This window comes from Sphingomonas sp. AP28 (genome assembly GCF_056680455.1).
The window spans coordinates 1,754,177-1,771,155 of record NZ_CM155283.1 but is presented as its reverse complement, the minus strand read 5'-3'; the positions used below and the strand labels follow the sequence as shown (position 1 = coordinate 1,771,155).

17 protein-coding genes and 1 other RNA gene are annotated in these 16,979 nt (G+C 65.3%); 2 read left to right on the top strand and 16 right to left on the bottom strand.

Annotated elements, in window-relative coordinates; translation table 11 throughout:
* Positions 1–73 precede the first annotated feature (73 nt).
* The 4 genes from AC1MH0_RS08030 to AC1MH0_RS08015 are packed head-to-tail and all read right to left on the bottom strand — an operon-like array spanning position 74 to position 2,705.
* On the bottom strand, positions 74–577 hold the full coding sequence (locus AC1MH0_RS08030; protein WP_480965438.1) for an NUDIX hydrolase: 504 nt from the start codon (positions 575–577) through the stop codon (positions 74–76).
* Complete coding sequence (locus tag AC1MH0_RS08025; protein WP_480965437.1) at positions 574–1,239, bottom strand: TPM domain-containing protein; 666 nt, start codon at positions 1,237–1,239, stop codon at positions 574–576. Before AC1MH0_RS08025 ends, AC1MH0_RS08030 begins: the two co-directional genes overlap by 4 nt.
* Before the next feature lies 1 nt (position 1,240).
* Entirely contained in the window at positions 1,241–2,098 is an 858-nt protein-coding gene (locus AC1MH0_RS08020) for a TPM domain-containing protein (RefSeq protein ID WP_480965436.1), read from the bottom strand.
* A 10-nt stretch (positions 2,099–2,108) separates the two neighbouring features.
* The gene (locus tag AC1MH0_RS08015) at positions 2,109–2,705 is read right to left on the bottom strand and encodes a LemA family protein (protein WP_480965435.1); all 597 of its coding nucleotides are present in this window, start codon (positions 2,703–2,705) and stop codon (positions 2,109–2,111) included.
* Between the two features lie 121 nt (positions 2,706–2,826).
* On the opposite strand from AC1MH0_RS08015, the gene mscL reads away from it, so the two are divergent.
* Positions 2,827–3,297, top strand: a complete 471-nt coding sequence (mscL, locus tag AC1MH0_RS08010) for a large conductance mechanosensitive channel protein MscL (RefSeq protein WP_480965434.1) — start codon at positions 2,827–2,829, stop codon at positions 3,295–3,297.
* 147 nt (positions 3,298–3,444) lie between these two features.
* Here mscL and AC1MH0_RS08005 read toward each other — a convergent pair whose 3' ends face one another.
* Entirely contained in the window at positions 3,445–3,876 is a 432-nt protein-coding gene (locus AC1MH0_RS08005) for an RrF2 family transcriptional regulator (RefSeq protein ID WP_107954747.1), read from the bottom strand.
* A 121-nt stretch (positions 3,877–3,997) separates the two neighbouring features.
* On the opposite strand from AC1MH0_RS08005, the gene ssrA reads away from it, so the two are divergent.
* Positions 3,998–4,353: a transfer-messenger RNA gene (gene ssrA, locus AC1MH0_RS08000) on the top strand.
* Positions 4,354–4,506: 153 nt separating this feature from the next.
* Here ssrA and AC1MH0_RS07995 read toward each other — a convergent pair.
* The 11 genes from AC1MH0_RS07995 to rimP form a co-directional block, all read right to left on the bottom strand.
* The gene (locus tag AC1MH0_RS07995; RefSeq protein ID WP_480965433.1) at positions 4,507–4,863 is read right to left on the bottom strand and encodes a response regulator; all 357 of its coding nucleotides are present in this window, start codon (positions 4,861–4,863) and stop codon (positions 4,507–4,509) included.
* A gap of 139 nt (positions 4,864–5,002) precedes the next feature.
* Complete coding sequence (gene pnp, locus AC1MH0_RS07990; protein WP_480965432.1) at positions 5,003–7,444, bottom strand: polyribonucleotide nucleotidyltransferase; 2,442 nt, start codon at positions 7,442–7,444, stop codon at positions 5,003–5,005.
* Between the two features lie 192 nt (positions 7,445–7,636).
* Complete coding sequence (gene rpsO / locus AC1MH0_RS07985) at positions 7,637–7,906, bottom strand: 30S ribosomal protein S15 (protein ID WP_480965431.1); 270 nt, start codon at positions 7,904–7,906, stop codon at positions 7,637–7,639.
* Positions 7,907–7,924: 18 nt separating this feature from the next.
* Positions 7,925–8,950, bottom strand: coding sequence for a tRNA pseudouridine(55) synthase TruB (gene truB / locus AC1MH0_RS07980; protein WP_480965430.1), 1,026 nt, complete (start codon positions 8,948–8,950; stop codon positions 7,925–7,927).
* 12 nt (positions 8,951–8,962) lie between these two features.
* A complete protein-coding gene (locus AC1MH0_RS07975; protein ID WP_480965429.1) occupies positions 8,963–9,538 on the bottom strand; it encodes a thymidine kinase in 576 nt (191 codons plus the stop codon).
* Positions 9,539–9,902: 364 nt separating this feature from the next.
* The gene (gene rbfA / locus AC1MH0_RS07970; protein ID WP_480965428.1) at positions 9,903–10,292 is read right to left on the bottom strand and encodes a 30S ribosome-binding factor RbfA; all 390 of its coding nucleotides are present in this window, start codon (positions 10,290–10,292) and stop codon (positions 9,903–9,905) included.
* Between the two features lie 118 nt (positions 10,293–10,410).
* Positions 10,411–13,260 (bottom strand): translation initiation factor IF-2, encoded by a 2,850-nt coding sequence (gene infB / locus AC1MH0_RS07965; RefSeq protein ID WP_480965427.1) that lies wholly within the window; start codon positions 13,258–13,260, stop codon positions 10,411–10,413.
* Entirely contained in the window at positions 13,257–13,994 is a 738-nt protein-coding gene (locus AC1MH0_RS07960; protein WP_480965704.1) for a DUF448 domain-containing protein, read from the bottom strand. The genes infB and AC1MH0_RS07960 overlap by 4 nt, the downstream gene beginning before the upstream one ends.
* Positions 13,995–14,190: 196 nt before the next feature.
* The gene (locus AC1MH0_RS07955) at positions 14,191–14,427 is read right to left on the bottom strand and encodes a tautomerase family protein (protein WP_132735838.1); all 237 of its coding nucleotides are present in this window, start codon (positions 14,425–14,427) and stop codon (positions 14,191–14,193) included.
* Positions 14,427–16,241, bottom strand: a complete 1,815-nt coding sequence (gene nusA / locus AC1MH0_RS07950) for a transcription termination factor NusA (RefSeq protein ID WP_480965426.1) — start codon at positions 16,239–16,241, stop codon at positions 14,427–14,429. Before nusA ends, AC1MH0_RS07955 begins: the two co-directional genes overlap by 1 nt.
* Positions 16,241–16,837 carry a ribosome maturation protein RimP gene (gene rimP, locus AC1MH0_RS07945; RefSeq protein WP_056065919.1) on the bottom strand — a complete coding sequence of 199 codons (597 nt, stop codon included), beginning with the start codon at positions 16,835–16,837 and terminating at the stop codon, positions 16,241–16,243. Before rimP ends, nusA begins: the two co-directional genes overlap by 1 nt.
* Between the last annotated feature and the right edge of the window lie 142 nt (positions 16,838–16,979).

Genomic DNA, 16,979 nt, shown 5'->3' with positions numbered 1-16,979 from the left:
GCGGAAGCCCAGTCTGGGTCCCCGCCTTCGCGGGGAAACAAATCTTCTGCGGTTTAGGCGACGCAACTCGTCGCTAGAGTATCGATCCCGCCAGGATCAGCAGCATCTTGGTGTCGATCGCCACGCCAGCCTTCCGCTTCTCCGCCACGAACGCCGGCACGTCCGCCAGCGCCACCCGGTGCACGGTGATGTTCTCGTCGCCATCCCCGCCGCCATCGCCGACCTTCGTAAGCCCGGTCGCGCGGACCAGTGTGAAGCATTCCGACGTCATCCCTGGCGACGAATAGAACACCCCCAGATCCTCGATCGCGTCCGCGCGGTAACCGGTCTCCTCCTCCAGCTCGCGGCCGGCAGCGACCGCGACACTCTCGCCCGCGGTCTCGTCACCGACCAACCCCGCCGGTAGCTCCAGACACGCCCGCCCCAGCGGCACGCGGAACTGCTCTACCAGGATCACATCGCCGTCGTCGATCGCGACGATCACCGCCGCCGCGATCTCGCCTTGGCGCGCGGCGAATTCCCACGTGCCCTCGGTCTGCACGGTCAGGAATTTGCCGGCCCACACGGTCTTGCTCATAGTTCGATCAGCCTGTCCGGAAGTTCGTTCACCGGCGCACCGGTCCTTGGGAAATGCTCGGCCAACACCGCGCCGATCTGCACGACCGCATCCGCCATCCCGTCGGCGGGGCGATCGTCGCGGACGCCAGCGAGTACCGCCGCCATCGCAGCGCCCCAGGTCTCGTTCGGCACGCGCGAGTGGATCGCATCGTCGGCGATGATCTCCGCGCGGTGCTCGGCGAGCGACAGGTACAGCAGCACGCCGGTCGAACCATTGGTCCGCTTCTCGGCCCCCGCCCGGAACAGGAGCAGAGCCCGCCGCCGGACGCGTCGCGCCTTGGTCGCGCCCGGGGTCAGCGCAAGCCGCGCCGGCGTCCACGCCAGCACCAGCCGTACGCCCAAGAACATCAGAGTCACCAGCACCAGCGCCACCACGTACAACGCACCCTGCGGTGCCGCCTGCCAGGGATCGACCAACGCGTAGATATGGTCCGCCGCGACCGGGTGATATGCGAGCAACGCCAGCGTCAGCAGCATCGCCAGCACGCCCCAGTGCATCGACACGTCGTGATACGCATCGGACTGCCGCGCGACGATCGTGACGATCTCGCCGGTCGTCGCGGTCTCCGCCTGCGTGACCGCCGCGGTGACGCGGTCGTGGTCGGTGTCGCTCAATCGCATGTCACCATCCCCCCGATGCGCCGCCGCCGCCGCCGGATCCCCCGCCGCCGCCGCCAAAACCACCGCCGCCCCAGCCGCCGCCGCTATCGCCGCCACCGCCGCCCCAGCTTCCGCCGCCGCCACTACCGCCGCCACAAGTCATCGCGTCGGCGATGCTCCACAGCACGATCGGCAAGGCCCCACTGCCACCGCTCCGGCTGCCGCCATCGACGTAATGCTTGCCGCCCGCGCGCCGCGAGATCATTGGGATGACGATCGCCGCCAGCACGATCCCGAAGAAGATCAGCCCGATCGGCACGCCGCCGCCGCCTGAGTTCGAACGACGATGCGTCTTGTCGTACTCCGCCGCTGCCGCCGTAACCTTCGCGCGCGCCTCCGCATCGGGGAGCGCAAGCTGGTCCGCCACCGCGTTCGTCCCCGCGACGATACCACCAGGAATGTCCCCCGCCTTGAAGCGCGGCAGGATCTGCTGGTTGATCACGACGCTGGAGAACGCATCGGTCAGCACCGGCTCGAGACCATAACCGACCTCGATCCGCACCTTCCGGTCGTTCGGCGCGACCAGCAGGATCGCGCCGTTGTTCGCATCCTTCAGCCCGACGCCCCAGCTCCGCAGCAGGCTATTGCCGTAATCCTCGATCGGATAGCCTTCGAGATCGGGCACCGTCGCGACGACCAGCTGGTTGCCGGTCGTCTTCTGCAGATCGTCGAGCCGCTTGGTCAGTGCCGCTTCCTGATCGGGCGGGATGACGTTCGCAGTATCGACGACGAAGCCGGTGAACTTGGGGAAGGTCTGCGCGGTCGCGGCACCGCTTCCCAGCAGCACCGCCAACGCCAGCGTCAGGAGGTGGCGGAGCATAATGCCCCGATCAGCTCGCGTTGCCGAAGTTCACCGTCGGCGCGTTCTCGGCGCCGGGCGTTGTCGCCGCGAACGGTACCATCGGCTTGGCGCCATAGAAGATCTTCGCGCCGACCGCGTCGGGGAAGGTGCGGATTTTGGTGTTATACGCCTGCACCGCGCCGTTGTAATCGCGTCGTGCGATCGTGATGCGGTTCTCGGTGCCTTCGAGCTGGCTCATCAGCGTGGCGTAGTTGCCCTGGCTCTTCAGCTCGGGATACGCCTCCTGCAAGCGCTGGAGCGATACGCCGACCGCACCCTGGACGCGCTGATACTGCTCCATCTTCGCCGGATCGGAGAGATCGGCGGCCGATACCTGCACCGAGTTCGCGGCGGAGCGCGCCTGCGTCACCTGGACGAGGATGTCCTTCTCCTGCGCCCCCGCGGCCTTCACGGTCGCGACGAGGTTGGGGATTAGGTCGGCGCGGCGTTGATAATTGTTCTGGACGTCGGCCCAGCGTGCCTTGGCAGTCTCTTCCGCGGTCGGAATGCTGTTGATCCCGCATCCGGCCAGCGCCGATGCGAGGAGGATCGCGGCGGTACCGCGGGCGATTGGGGCACGTGACATCGGGGCTCTCCTGAATACCTGTGTCACCCTCATAGGACAGTCCGCAGGGTTGGCGAAACCGAAATCGATGGTTAGCGTTGGCCGGCAACAAAGGGGGCAAACATGCTCAAGGAATTCGCCGGTGTTTAAAGAGTTTAAGGCGTTCATCATGCGCGGCAACGTGCTCGATCTCGCCATCGCGGTGATCATCGGCGCGGCGTTCGGCAAGATCGTCACGTCGCTGACCGACGACGTGCTGATGCCGGTGATCGGCAAGATCTTCGGCGGGCTCGATTTCTCGAGCTATTTCTGGCGGATGGGGCCGGTGCCGGCGAACTATGCGGGCTCGCTCAGCGACTACGCGGCGTTGAAGAAGGCCGGCGTGCCGCTGCTCGGCTATGGCGCGTTCGCGACGCAGCTGGTCAATTTCGTGATCGTTGCGGGTATCATCTTCATGATTCTGCGCGTGGTGAACCGGACGGCGGCGCTGATCGAGCGCGAGACGGCGCGGTTGAAGCGCGAGGAAGAGGCGGTGGCCGTCGCGCCTGCGCCGGAGCCGGTCGAGATCGCGCTGCTTCGCGAGATCCGCGACGAGTTGAAGGCGCGGGGGTGATATACTTGTCCCTCTTCCCTGCGGGGAGAGGGAGAGAGGAGCCGTAGGCGACGGAAGGGTGAGGGGCTTGAGGCACGGGACGGGATCCCAACTCCCCCTCATCCGATGCTGCCGCGCCACCTTCTCCCCTAGGGGAGAAGGATAGGGTTACGCTGCTACCAGTTCCTCGGCGTTGGCATCCGCGAGGCTGGTGCCATCCAGGATCCGCGCGGTCTCGTCGCGTACGCGCATCATCGCAAAGCGGATCGCGCAGTCGGCTTCGCTCTTGCAGTCGAGGCACGGCCGGTATGCGGTCCGGCTCACGCACGGCACCAGCGCGAGCGGGCCCTCGATGATCCGGATGATCTCACCCAGCGAAATCAGATGGCTCGGCCGCGACAGGCGGTAGCCGCCCATCTTGCCGCGATGGCTGTGGAGCAAGCCGGATTCGCGCAGGTCGGCAAGGATCAACTCGAGGAACTTGCGCGGCACGTTCGCCTCGGCGGCGATCCGCGTCATCGGGATGGGAGGGCCACCGGCGGGAGCACCGCCAAGAAAGATCATCGCGCGGAGCGCGTAGCGGGAGCGCTGCGTCAACATAATGCAGGTTGCTATGCACGCGCTTTGTGGCGAGCGAAAGGCGGTTTGGCACGCTGTGTGCTAACCCGAGGGAGATTTATCCGGGAGGGCGCTGCCATCGCGCCAGTCTTTTCATTCGGCCGGGCTTTTCAGATCGATGCGGCCCCCCTATATCGGTCGAGCCGTCGGGGGAATCTTCTCTTGGCGGCTATGGCGATAAACCGTGGCGTGTCATAGACACAGCGGACCCGGGGGCAGTACCCGGCGACTCCACCACCGCCCTCTTCGCAAGAGGGGGACGATGACGGGGTCGAACTAGGATCGACGTGTGTTCAACGACGCTATGTTTCGCTCGGAATGGGACCACCGCAACGGCCCATACACAAGTGCCAACGATAACGAAGCACTCGCAATTGCCGCATAACTGACGGTCTAACGACCTAGGTTATACGGACGAAAGCGCGGTTCGGGCCACACCGGGCAACAGAAGTGGACACCGGCGGTACGGGGGGCACCGAGCAACAGAAGCTCCCCACTACCTGATGGCGCCGACCCGGTCATCCGGCAGGCGCCCGATCGGCCGGCAGCCTGCGGTCAAAGGCCGACAGGACTGGCCAACTGGCATCCGACCTGGCCCGCCCCAACTCTGACTTATTTCAGCAGTTTGCCTAGCTGTGCCGCGGTGTAGGGTTTCTGCACGAAGCGCGCGGCCTCGGGTATCGCCGCCGTCGTGCCGTTGTCCGCACCCGACGTGACTAATATGGTGATGTCGGGCCGTTGCGCATGGACCACGTTTGCGAGGTCGATGCCGTTTAGAGCCCCCGGCATGCGGACATCGGTGAATAGGGACGAGATATCGGGGCGTTCCTCGAGCCTCGCCAGCGCGTCCGCCGCATTGCTAGCCTCGACGACTTCGTAGCCGGCGTCCTCCAGTACGAGGTTGGAATGGACTCGAACAAGGGCGTCGTCGTCGACGACGAGAATAAGCGGCTTCGAAATCAAGGTCATACCGGTTTGAACATCCGGCATGGCGCTGCGTTCCGCGGTTTACCGCGTTCTTGCGCTGCAACGCCGCAGACTTGATCTGGTATAAGAAAAGGGGCCCGGTTTCCCGAGCCCCTCCATCATTGCCGTCAGCAGCAAAGACTTAGTCGCGATCGCCAGTCAGGAACGCCGGAGCGAACTCGGGAGCCTTGTCGCCGTCGGTGCGTGCAGCACGCTCGCCGCCGCCGCCATTGCCGCCGTTTCCACCGCCGTCACGACGCGGACCACGGCCACCGCCGTTGCCGCCTGCGTCACGGCCGCCGTCGCCGTCACGACGCGGGCCGCGCGAGCCACGATCGCCCCCATCACGACCGCCGCCGCCTTCGCCGCGCGGACCACGACCACCGCCGTTGCCGCCAGCATCACGACCGCCATCGCCGTCACGACGCGGACCGCGCGGACCACGATCGCCACCTTCACGGGGCTCACGAGCAGGACGCGTGTCCTCCAGCTCTTCGCCGGTCGTCTGGTCGACGACACGCATCGACAGGCGAACCTTGCCGCGCGGGTCGATCTCGAGAACCTTGACCTTGACCTCCTGGCCTTCGGTCAGAGCGTCAGACACCTTCTCGACGCGCTCGTTCTTGATCTCGGACACGTGGACGAGACCGTCCTTGCCACCCATGAAGTTCACGAACGCCCCGAAATCGACCAGGTTGACGACCTTGCCGTCATAGACCTTGCCGACTTCGGCTTCCTCGACGAGGCCCTTGATCCACTTGATCGCGGCTTCGATCTGCGCGGGGTCGGACGACGACACCTTGATCACGCCCTCGTCGTCGATGTCGACCTTGGCGCCGGTCTGCGCGACGATCTCGCGGATCACCTTGCCGCCGGTGCCGATGACTTCACGGATCTTCGACTTGTCGATCTGGAAGCTCTCGATGCGCGGTGCGTGCGCCGACAGTTCCTCACGGGTGTGGTCGAGTGCCTTGGCCATCTCGCCCAGGATGTGCGCGCGGCCTTCCTTGGCCTGCGCCAGCGCCTTGCCCATGATCTCCTCGGTAATGCCGGCGATCTTGATGTCCATCTGCATCGTGGTGATGCCCTCGGACGTGCCCGCGACCTTGAAGTCCATGTCGCCGAGGTGATCCTCGTCGCCGAGGATGTCGCTGAGAACCGCGAAGTTCTTGCCTTCGAGGATCAGGCCCATCGCGATGCCCGACACCGGACGCTTCAGCGGAACGCCCGCATCCATCATGCTCAGCGAACCACCGCAGACCGTCGCCATCGACGACGAACCGTTGCTCTCGGTGATGTCGCTGAGGACGCGGATCGTGTACGGGAACTCTTCCTTGGTCGGCAGCACCGGGTGCAGCGCACGCCATGCGAGCTTGCCGTGACCGACTTCGCGACGACCCGGCGCACCGAAGCGACCGACTTCACCAACCGAATAGGGAGGGAAGTTGTAGTGCAGCATGAAGTTTTCGTACGACAGGCCGTTGAGACCGTCGATCATCTGCTCCGCATCACGCGTACCGAGCGTGGTGGTGCAGATCGACTGCGTCTCGCCGCGCGTGAACAGCGCCGAGCCATGCGTACGCGGGAGGAAATGCACCATCGCCTCGATCGGACGGATCTGCGTGGTGGTGCGGCCGTCGATGCGGGTGCCGTCCTTGAGGATGGCGCCGCGGACGATCTCCGCCTCCAGCTTCTTCATCAGCTTGCCGGCTGCCATCTGGTCCTGCGGGGACGCGTCCGCAAATGCGGTCTTGCCCTTCGCACGAGCGGCATTCAGCAGGTCAGACCGCTTGGACTTGTCGGTCACCTTGTAGGCGGCCGCGATGTCCTTGCCGATCAGCTTCTTCAGCTTGTCCTTGGCGGTCGAGAGATCAGCCTGCTCGGCCATTTCCCAAGGATCCTTGGCAGCCATCTCGGCCAGATCGATGATCAGGTTGGCGGCTTCGCGGCAGGCCTTGTGGGCGAACTGCACGGCGCCGAGCATGATCTCTTCCGAAAGCTCCTTGGCTTCCGATTCGACCATCATCACGGCCTGGCCGGTAGCGGCGACGACGAGGTCGAGATCGCCAGCCTTGGCTTCTTCCAGCGTCGGGTTGAGGATGTACGCGCCATCGACGTAACCGACGCGTGCTGCGCCGATCGGGCCCATGAACGGCACGCCCGAGATCGTCAGCGCTGCCGACGCCGCGACCATCGCGAGGACGTCCGGCTCGTTCTCGCCGTCATACGACAGAACCTGGCAGATCACGTTGATCTCGTTGTAGAAACCCTCGGGGAAGAGGGGACGGATCGGGCGATCGATGAGACGGCTGGTCAGCGTCTCCTTTTCGGTCGCGCCGCGCTCACGCTTGAAGAAGCCGCCGGGAATGCGGCCGCTCGCGGAGAACTTCTCCTGATAATGGACGGTGAGCGGGAAGAAATCCTGCCCTTCCTTGACGGTCCGTGCAGCCGTCACGGCGCACAGAACGACGGTCTCGCCGAGGGTGGCGAGGACTGCGCCGTTGGCCTGGCGCGCAACGCGGCCGGTCTCGAGCGTCAGCGTCTTGCCGCCCCACTGGGCGCTTACGGTCTTGGTATCGAACATTCTTTTTCCTTCACTCCAAACGCCAGATGCGTTTGGGGCCTATGTGCGGGCTTAGCCGGCCCGCGGCGGTGTGGAGCGAGTTGTCGCTCCTTGCCAGTGCACCGAATTGTGTCCTGGCGTTTGCCTCCGCGCGAAATGCGCGGAATCAAAACCCTATATACGAAAACGGCCCCCCGAGGGGAGCCGTTCGTGTTACTTGCGGAGACCGAGCTTCGCGATCAGATCCAGATAGCGCTGGCCGTCCTTGTGACGGAGATAATCCAGCAGCGTCCGGCGCTTGTTGACCATCATGAGAAGACCACGACGCGAGTGGTTGTCCTTCTTGTGGCCCTTGAAATGCTCGGTCAGGTTCTTGATGCGCTCGGTCAGGATCGCGACCTGGACTTCCGGCGAACCGGTGTCACCCTCGGCGCGCGAATGCTCCTTGACGAGCTCGGTCTTGCGTTCAACGGTAATCGTCATGAATTCATGTCCTCGACATCACAGATTGAAACCGCGAACGACCCGGACGTCTCCGTCCTCGACCTCGACCAGCGCGACCGGGACAGCGTCCAGTTCGGCGAAGTATTGGCCATCGTCTGCGGCGATCCCGGCCAAGATACGCCCCTGTCGGAGCGCCCCTGCCTGGTCGGGGGTGAGGGAGAGAGCCGGGATGTCGTCCAGCGCCACCCTCAAGGGCAGAAGTACATCTTCAAGCGCGGAGGCCTTAGCGAGTTCGTCCAGTTTGTCCAGCGATATCGCGGCGGTGAGGTCGAACGGGCCGGCCTTGGTCCGGCGCAGCATGGTGACGTGGCCGACGGTGCCAAGGGCGAGGGCGATGTCGCGCGCGAGGGAGCGGATGTACGTGCCCTTGGAGACATGCGCGGTAAGCGTGATCTCATCGACCGGCATGTGGGACAGGGGCGCATCCTGCAATTCCTCCCCGGCACGGGGAGGGGGACCGCCGTCCGCTTGGACGGGGGTGGAGGGGGGCTCTCCACCCGCGGTACGCTCGCCGAAGCCCCCCTCCACCAGCTGCGCTGGTCCCCCTCCCCGTACCGGGGAGGATAGCGAATAAATCGTCACATCCCGGCTCGCCAGCACCACCTCATGCCCAGCCCTAGCCAAATCATATGCCCGCTCCCCATCCACCTTCAGTGCAGAATACGCCGGCGGCACCTGAGAAATCGGTCCGGTAAACTGCGCCAGAACCGCCTCCACCGCCGCCAAAGTCGGCCGCACATCGGACGTCGCGATGCTCATCCCCTCAGCATCCAGCGTATCCGTCTGAACCCCGAACATCACCGTAAAGTCATAGATCTTATCGCTATCGAGCATTCGCCCGGCAAGCTTGGTCGCCTCCCCAACGGCGATCGGCAGAACCCCGGTGGCAAGCGGATCAAGCGTCCCCCCATGCCCCACCTTGAACTTCCCATAGCCGCCGCTCCGCAACGCCCGCTTTACCGCCGAAACGCCTTGCGTCGATCCCAAACCCAGCGGCTTGTCGAGAATGATCCAGCCATGCATGCCTTGAAGTCCTTAACCGAGCGCTTCGGTGAAATGCCGCCGGCACAGCGCGACATACCGGTCGTTCCCGCCAATCTCGGTCTGCTGCCCCTCGGCAATCGCCCGCCCGTTCCCATCGACCCGCAAGTTCATCGTAGCTTTCCGCCCACACCCGCAAACCGACTTGATCTCCACCAGCGAGTCCGCCAGCGCCAGCAACCGCGCCGACCCAGGAAACAGCGCGCCCTGGAAATCGGTCCGCAATCCGTAAGCCAGCACCGGTATCCCGATCACATCACAGATATGCGCGAGCTGATCGACCTGCGCGGACGTCAGGAACTGTGCCTCGTCCACCAGCACGCACGAAATCGCGTCCTCGCCGTGCTGCCGAACCACGCAGGCCCCGATATCCGTCCCCGCATCGAACGCGATCGCCGGCGCCTCCAGCCCGATCCGCGACGTGATCGTCCCCGCCGCGAACCGATCATCGATCGCCGCCGTGAACAGCATCGTCCGCATCCCCCGCTCGCGGTAATTGAAGTCCGCCTGCAACAGGTTCGTCGACTTCCCCGCGTTCATGGAGGCGTAGTAGAAATACAGCTTGGCCATGGGGGCAAAGAGCGGGAAGCTGGGGGGATGTCCAGAGCGGTCGCGTGCTACAGCTCGGAATCTCGAAACCAGAAACCTGCTCCTGTCCGACCGTCATTCCACCACCCGTTCGTCCTGAGTAGCTGCTGAGCTTGTCGAAGCGGCGTATCGAAGGATGGATTGGCGCGGGGGACTGTGCTTCGATACGAGCCCTCGATACGGCTCTTCGAGCCTACTCGGTCTCTACTCAGCACGAACGGGGAGGGGGAAGGGCACGAGGAGCGCAATGGCTAGGGAACGGGAGAGAAAAACGTAGGAGGCATTTTGCTACGACCGGCGCAAAGCTCCTACTGTCTGCAAGCAGGCCGCTCGCAGCCCGGCAAAGTCAATCTTCGGTCAGATCCCGCGCAACCTGCGGATCCCGCAACAACTGGTCGATGTGCGTGCCCTCGTCGAAGCTCTCGTCCGCGAGGAATTTCAGCTTGGCGGCATACCGCATCTGCACCCGGTTCGCGACTTCGCGCTGGAGGTAGGCAGTGTTGGTGCGCAGCGCCTTCAGCACCTTCTCCTCGTCCTTGCCGAGCAACGGCTTCACGAAGACGGTGGCGTGGCGGAGGTCGGGGGACATGCGGACTTCGGTGATCGTCACGAGGTGCTTTTCGAGCACCGGATCGTGGACGTCGCCGCGTGCAAGGATGTCCGACAGCGCGTGACGCGCCTGTTCGCCGACTCGCAACGAGCGGACGGCTTTTGCTTCTGGGGTATCGGTCTTCATTCTTCTAACTCCCTCGCCCCTCCGGGGAGAGGGTGGGGGTGAGGGGCTGCCACGAACGCTGTCGCGCGGTACTGCCCCTCACCCAACCCTCTCCCCGCAGGGGAGAGGGCTCTAGGCCTCAAAGCGTGCGTTCGCGCATCTCGACTTCGAACGTCTCGAGGACGTCGCCGGCCTTGATGTCGACGAAGTTCGACGTGAACGTCACGCCGCACTCAAGCCCAGCACGGACCTCAGCGACATCATCCTTGAAGCGACGCAGCGATGCGATTTCGCCCTGGTAGATGATGACGTCGTTGCGCGTGATACGTGCCTTGAGCGCCTTGCGGATGTTGCCCTCGGTGACGAGCAGACCCGCCGCCTTGCCGTGCTTGCCCGCCGAGAAGACCTCGCGGATATCGGCCCGGCCGACGACCGTCTCGAACGCTTCCGGCCCAAGCTCGCCTGCCATCCCCGCCCGGATCTCGTCGATCAGGTCGTAGATCACGTCGTAATATTTGAACGCGACCTTCTGGCGCTCGGCGATCTCGCGTGCCTTGGCGTTCGGACGAACGTTGAAGCCGATGATCGGTGCGCCCGATGCGGCCGCCAGGGTGACATCCGACTCGGTGATGCCACCAACGCCCGAGCTCAGCACGCGCGCCTTGATCAGGTCGGTGGAGATTTTGTTGATCGCCCCGACGATTGCCTCGACCGTGCCTTGCGTATCAGCCTTCACGACCAGCGGATATTCGATCGCCTGCTTTTCCTTCAGCGCCGAGAACATGCTCTCGAGGCTGGCAGGAACCGAAGCGGTCCGCTTGTCGGTCTTCACGCTGCGACGATATTCCGCGACTTCGCGGGCACGGGCCTCGTTCTCGACGACCTGGAACGGATCGCCCGCCTGCGGAACACCCGACAGACCGAGGACCTCGACCGGCATCGCCGGACCCGCTTCCTTGATCTGCTTGCCCTTGTCGTCGACCAGCGCACGGACCTTGCCGCTCTCGCCACCGACCACGAAGATGTCACCGACCCGCAGCGTACCGCGGTTGACGAGGATCGTCGCGACCGGACCGCGGCCCTTGTCGAGCTTGGCCTCGATCACCGTACCCTCGGCGGCGCGATCCGGATTGGCGCGCAGTTCGAGCAGTTCGGCCTGGAGCTGGATCTTCTCGATCAACGCATCGAGACCGATCTTCTTGGTCGCGGAGACTTCGACGTCCTGGACGTCGCCGCCCATGTCCTCGACCACGATTTCCTCGCTCAGCAGGCGCTCACGCACCTTCTGGGCATTGGCGCCTTCCTTGTCGATCTTGTTGATCGCGACGATCATCGGCACGCCCGCCGCCTTGGTGTGGGCGATCGCCTCCACCGTCTGCGGCATCAGGCCGTCGTCCGCCGCCACCACCAGGATGACGATGTCGGTGACGTCCGCGCCACGCGCACGCATCTGCGTGAACGCCTCATGGCCCGGGGTGTCGAGGAAGGTGATCTTCGACTTGTCCTTCAGCGTGACCTGGTAGGCGCCGATATGCTGGGTGATGCCACCCGCTTCGCCGCGCACCACGTCGGTGCCGCGCAGGGCATCGAGCAGCGACGTCTTGCCGTGATCGACGTGACCCATGATCGTGACGACCGGCGCGCGTGGCTTCAGCGTCTCCTCGGCATCGTCGATCGTGTCGTTCGCCAGATCCTGGTCGACATCGCTGACGCGCGTCAGGTTGTGGCCGAACTCGGTGACCAGCAACTCGGCGGTATCCTGATCGATCGTCTGCGTCATCGTGACAGGCATGCCCATCTTAAACAGCGCCTTGACGAGGTCGGCACCCTTCTCGGCCATACGATTGGCGAGTTCCTGCACCGTGATCGCCTCGGGGACGACGACGTCGCGGATCTGCTTGGCCTGCGCCTCGCGCGGACCACCGGTACCACGACGCTCCTTCTCGCGAGCCCGCTTCAGTGCGGCGAGCGAGCGAGCGCGTGCACCATCACCATCGCCGAGCGCGCGGTTGACGGTGAGCTTGCCCGAGGTGCGACGATCGTCACCCTTGCGGTCACGCTGCTGCGGACGCGCAGGCACGGCGTCGCGACGGACGCCACCAGCCGGAGCATTGACGCCGGTCGCGCCGGGGCGCGCCGCGGTCGTGCCGGCATTCGCAGCCGTGGTCGGCGCTGCGGCAGCGGGAGCTGCAACAGGCTTTGGCGGCGGCGGAGGACGCTCGGGACGTGCCACCGGCGAGAACCGGCGCGGTGCCGGGAACGCCGGATCGCGGGTCAGTTCGAGAATGGGCGGCGGTGCCGGCGGAGCAACGGGGGCAGGCGCAGGCTTGGGAGTTGGTGCAGGAGCAGCCACTACCGGAGCGGGCTTCGGCGCAGGCGCGGGTGCCACTGCAACTGGAGCCGCAGCAACGGGGGCCTCGACCGGAGCCGGCGCAGGCGCTGGCGTCGGAGCCGCGACCGGAGCGGGCGCCGCTTCGACCACAGGGGCGGGAGCTGGTGCGGGCGCAGGGGCCTCGACCGGCTTCGGCGCCTTGGCTTCAGCCTCGGCACGCGCACGATCGGCGACGCGATTGCGCTCGTCTTCGATCGCCTTGGCCCGTTCGGCCTCCTGGCGACGACGCCCTTCTTCCAGCGTGTTCATGCGCTGCTCTTCGGCCTCGCGGAGCAGCTTGGCCTGGCGTTCCTGCGGCGACAGATTGCTCTGCTGCTGACGCACGGGAGCGGGCGCAGGCTGCGGTGCGCGCGCCTGTGGTGCCGGCGCTGCGGGGGCAGCCGCCGGGGCGGGCGCGGCAACCGGTGCGGCATCCGCGACCTGCACGTCGGGCTCGCCCGGACGGCGCAGGACGCGCGCGCGCTTGGTTTCCACGATCACCGTATTCGATCGGCCGTGGCTGAAGCTCTGCTTCACCTGGCCGGTCTCGACCGTGCGCTTCACACCCAAAGGTGCGCGCATGCCAAGTTTCGGCTTCTCGTTGTCCGTGTCGCTCACTCAAATTCCTCAGTCATGTCCACGGCCGGGCGTGTTCCGGTCGATCCGGACGCCTGTTGTATCGGTGGCGCCCCATTTTGTGGTGACGCCGATGCGCCCTGCGAGGCCGTTTCGCAAGACACGGAAGAAGGTTCGGGGCCGATAAAATGCAGCCAACGGTCGAGCGCTTCGCTCACCCGCTTTGCTGCAGCGCGGTCGGTCAGGCCAATGTGTACCACATTTTCCCGCCCCAGCGCCAACGCCAATATGGTGCGTGACACAGGGAGTGCCAACCCCCGCAAGCCCGAGCCCTCGACATCGTTGCCGATCCGCCACGCCTGATCGAGCTTGCGGTTACCATCCTCGGCAGCGTCGGACGCGTGATACAGCGCCTTCAGCTTGCCCTGACGTGCGTTCTGCTCGATCCGGTCGGAGCCGATCAGAACCGTCCCCGAGCGCGACTCGAGCCCGAGCCGGTCGAGCGCGTTACGCTCCAGCGCGGCTTCGATCTTGGCGGGAAGCTCGGGATCGATGGTGAACTCGCCGGTCTTGAACGCGCGCGAAAGAGCGCCCTTGAGCTTACCCTTCTTGATCGCGGCTTCGAGCTCGACTCGCGTCACCCCGATCCACGCGCCGCGGCCGGGAGCCTTGGCGCGCACGTCGGGAAGGATCTGGCCATCGGGCGACAACGCGAGTCGCACCAGATGCGGCCGCACATCGCGCTCGCCGGAAAGAGTGCACTTGCGAACGGGCATGTCATCATCCCCCTCCCGCAAGCGGGAGGGGCTAGGGGTGGGCTCGCGCTCACCCTTATTGCCGCCCTTAGCCTTAGCCTTGGACGCGTGAGACTTGGCCGAAGCGTCGCCCTTGGCCGAAGCCGGGCGCCCACCCTTCGGTCCCCTCCCGCTTGCGGGAGGGGAGGAAGGAGTAGTGTCGGTAGCGCCTAGCGCCTCATCGGGAGGGTTCCGCATGTGCGTCCTCCTGCGCCGGAGTCTTCGCTGCGTCGCGGTCGACCAGCAACTGGCCGCCCGCGCCGTAATTCTCGGTCGAGACCTCTTCGATCACGATCTGCACCGCAGCCGGGTTCTTTCCCAGCCGCTGCACGAGCGACTGGGTGACGTCGGCGACGATGCCGGACTTCTGGTCCTTGGTGGCGGACCCCGAGATGCGGATGCTGACGAAGGGCATCAGGCCTTGTCGCCCTCGCTCTTCGTGTCGGTCTTGTCCGCCGCGTCTTCAGCCGAAGCGTCCTCGACCGAAGCGTCCTCGACCGCAGCGTCCTCGACCGAAGCGTCGTCCGCGGAAGCGTCCTCAGCCACAGCTTCGTCGGCCGTCGCCTCTTCCGTCGCAGCGTCCTCGACCACGGCGTCGTCAGCCGAAGCCTCTTCCACCGGAGTCTCGTCCGCCTCAACGTCGTCAGCCTCGGGAGCCTCGTCCTCGAACCAGTGCGCACGCGCCGCCATGATGATCTCGTTGCCCTGCTCGTCGCTCAGGCCGTACTCGGCGAGAATCCCGCCCTTGGGCTCAGGCCGCTTCGGCACGTCCTCGTTGCGACGACGTGGCTCGACGCGCTTCTTCTCGACCAGCTCGTCGGTCGCGAGATCGGCGAGATCGTCGAGCGTTTTGATGCCCGCCTTGCCGAGCGTGACCAGCATCGCCTCGTTGAGATACGGCATGCCGGCAAGCGCGTCCTCGACGCCGAGCGCGGTACGCTCTTCGCGGCTCGCGGCGTCGCGACGCTCCAAAGCCTCGGTCGCGCGGTTCTGCAACTCGCCCGCCAGGTCCTCGTCGAAGCCCTCGATGCCGGCGATCTCCTCGACCTCGACGTACGCGACCTCCTCGAGGTTCGTAAACCCTTCGGCGACCAGCAGCTGTGCGAGCGTCTCGTCGACGTCCAGTTCCTTCTCGAACATCGCCGAACGCTCGACGAAGTCCTTCTGGCGCTTCTCCGACGCATCCGCCTCGGTGAGGATATCGATCGCCTTGCCGGTCAGCTGCGACGCAAGCCGCACGTTCTGGCCACGACGACCGATCGCGAGGCTGAGCTGGTCGTCGGGAACGACCACCTCGATGCGCTCTTCTTCCTCGTCGATCACGACGCGTGACACCGAGGCCGGCTGCAATGCGTTGACGACGAAGGTCGCGATGTCGGGCGACCAGGGGATGATGTCGATCTTCTCGCCCTGCATTTCCTGGACAACGGCCTGGACGCGCGAGCCCTTCATGCCGACGCACGCGCCGACCGGATCGATGCTCGAATCATGCGAAATGACGCCGATCTTCGCGCGCGAACCCGGATCGCGGGCCGCGGCCTTGATCTCGATGATGCCGTCGTAGATCTCGGGCACTTCCTGCGCGAACAGCTTCTTCATGAAGTCGGGGTGCGCGCGGGACAGGAAGATCTGCGGCCCACGGTTCTCGCGGCGGACGTTGAGGATCAGCGAGCGGATGCGGTCGTTGACGCGCACCACTTCGCGCGGGATCTGCGCGTCGCGGCGGATCACGCCCTCGGCGCGGCCCAGGTCGACGACGACATGGCCGAACTCGACGCGCTTGACGACGCCGGTGATGATCTCGCCCGCGCGGTCCTTATACTCTTCGAACTGGCGCTCGCGCTCGGCGTCGCGGACCTTCTGGAAGATGACCTGCTTGGCGGCCTGTGCGGCGATGCGGCCGAACTCGATCGGGGGCAGCGGATCGACGATGAAGTCGCCCAGCGCCGCGTCCTTCTGGAGCTTCTGCGCGCCCTTGACGTCGACCTGCTTGAAATAATCGTCGACCGCCTCGACCACTTCGACGACGCGCCACAAGCGCAGATCGCCGGTGTTCGGATCGAGCTTCGCGCGGATGTCGTTCTCGGCGCCGTAGCGCGAACGGGCGGCGCGCTGGATCGCGTCCTCCATCGCCTCGATCACGATCGCCTTGTCGATCATCTTCTCCGACGCGACCGAATTCGCGATCGCGATCAGTTCCGCGCGGTTTGCGGTGACTGCCGTGGCCATCAATGCTGTCCTTCTTCGGTGTCGGCCTCGTGAGCATCGGGCTCATCGGTGGGCGTGTCTTGATAGAAAACTTCGTCCGCGCCTTCGGTGGAAAGCGGCGCGGTCGCGGCGATGAGACGGTCGGTCATGACGAGCTTGGCGTCAGCGACCTGCGAAAAGTCGATCGTCATGAGCTTGTGCTTGTTGACGTCGACGGTGATCTTGGTCCCCTCGACGCCCATCAGATTGCCCGAGATCTGCTTGCGGTCCTCGAACGGCTCGACGAGGCGGATACGCGCCTCCTGGCCTTCCCAGTCGGCGAAATCCTGCAGCCGGGTCAGCGGACGATCGATACCAGGGCTCGATACCTCAAGACGATACGCGTCCTCGCCGACCGGGTCCTTGCCCTCGGCTTCGAGAGCATCGAACTTGTCAGAGATCCGGCGCGACAGCTCGGCGCAATCCTCGATCACCAGCTGGCGGGTGTCGGGGCGCTCGGCCATCACCTGCAACGTCGGATCGGACTTGCCGCCCTGCATGCGCACGCGCACGAGGCTGAGGCCGAGCGCGGTCGCCTCGGGTTCGATCAGGTCGGTCAGCAGGGCGATATTCGCCATCGAAATTCCAAACAGGGCCAAAGCACAGGTGATTGCCGCCGCGGAGCAAGCCCCGCAGCCTCTTCATCTGGCGATGTAGAGAAGTGGTGCCTCTATACGCGGGGTGGTGTCGCTCCGCAAGCCGGGGCAACCTTCATTGGTA

Coding starts and splice junctions, on each gene's coding strand:
- AC1MH0_RS08030 (WP_480965438.1), bottom strand. CDS start 577: ATGAGCAAGACCGTGTGGGCCGGCAAATTCCTGACCGTGCAGACCGAG.
- AC1MH0_RS08025 (WP_480965437.1), bottom strand. CDS start 1,239: ATGCGATTGAGCGACACCGACCACGACCGCGTCACCGCGGCGGTCACG.
- AC1MH0_RS08020 (WP_480965436.1), bottom strand. CDS start 2,098: ATGCTCCGCCACCTCCTGACGCTGGCGTTGGCGGTGCTGCTGGGAAGC.
- AC1MH0_RS08015 (WP_480965435.1), bottom strand. CDS start 2,705: ATGTCACGTGCCCCAATCGCCCGCGGTACCGCCGCGATCCTCCTCGCA.
- AC1MH0_RS08005 (WP_107954747.1), bottom strand. CDS start 3,876: ATGTTGACGCAGCGCTCCCGCTACGCGCTCCGCGCGATGATCTTTCTT.
- AC1MH0_RS07995 (WP_480965433.1), bottom strand. CDS start 4,863: ATGACCTTGATTTCGAAGCCGCTTATTCTCGTCGTCGACGACGACGCC.
- pnp (WP_480965432.1), bottom strand. CDS start 7,444: ATGTTCGATACCAAGACCGTAAGCGCCCAGTGGGGCGGCAAGACGCTG.
- rpsO (WP_480965431.1), bottom strand. CDS start 7,906: ATGACGATTACCGTTGAACGCAAGACCGAGCTCGTCAAGGAGCATTCG.
- truB (WP_480965430.1), bottom strand. CDS start 8,950: ATGCATGGCTGGATCATTCTCGACAAGCCGCTGGGTTTGGGATCGACG.
- AC1MH0_RS07975 (WP_480965429.1), bottom strand. CDS start 9,538: ATGGCCAAGCTGTATTTCTACTACGCCTCCATGAACGCGGGGAAGTCG.
- rbfA (WP_480965428.1), bottom strand. CDS start 10,292: ATGAAGACCGATACCCCAGAAGCAAAAGCCGTCCGCTCGTTGCGAGTC.
- AC1MH0_RS07960 (WP_480965704.1), bottom strand. CDS start 13,994: ATGCCCGTTCGCAAGTGCACTCTTTCCGGCGAGCGCGATGTGCGGCCG.
- AC1MH0_RS07955 (WP_132735838.1), bottom strand. CDS start 14,427: ATGCCCTTCGTCAGCATCCGCATCTCGGGGTCCGCCACCAAGGACCAG.
- nusA (WP_480965426.1), bottom strand. CDS start 16,241: ATGGCCACGGCAGTCACCGCAAACCGCGCGGAACTGATCGCGATCGCG.
- rimP (WP_056065919.1), bottom strand. CDS start 16,837: ATGGCGAATATCGCCCTGCTGACCGACCTGATCGAACCCGAGGCGACC.